At 43.0% G+C, this 563-nt stretch carries 1 pseudogene; it reads left to right on the plus strand.

The features are described 5' to 3' along the window. Window positions 1–441: pseudogene (locus R8N47_RS27325) on the plus strand (ATP-dependent RNA helicase); the annotation flags it as partial. Between the last annotated feature and the right edge of the window lie 122 nt (window positions 442–563).

Below are 563 nucleotides of genomic sequence, written 5' to 3' on the forward strand. Positions count from 1 at the left end.
CAAGAAATGTTGTTGCCAGGCTTTGCTCCATTGCGAAAACAACAAATTCAACACTGGAAAATCTACAACTCCCTAGGTCTGAATACTGAACTGGTGGATAAGAAAGCCCTTGATGAACTTTGTTTTTCTACTTGGCTGACCGAACAATTGGAAACGCTCGGCGTTGAAAGTGTTGATGACATCGAATTGTTCGAGGCCGATGACCTTCCATTTGAAGGCATTCCCGAGTGGCAATACAACGACTTCGCAGAGCAGTACCCTCTGAAGCTCGTGTTAGCTGAGCTCAAGCTTGAAGTGGAATATTTTGTGTCTCGCAAGTTGGTTCATGTCATCTACACAGAAGGAAATCGCAAAGGTGACCCTAAACGCTGGGAACTTCCAAGATGGGCTGGGTGGAAAGTTCAGTACAAAAAAGCCAGCCGTGTGGTGGATGTCAAATAAACGAACTTTATCAACGAGTTGGTAGAAATTGAGCTGTGTATCTACAGCTTGTTGTAAAATCTTCAGCTAATTATAAAATCCGGAATGAAAATTGCTTTAACCGCTTTTCCCTTGCTGTTTAT

The sequence above is a fragment of the Vibrio sp. 2132-1 genome (genome assembly GCF_033344315.1).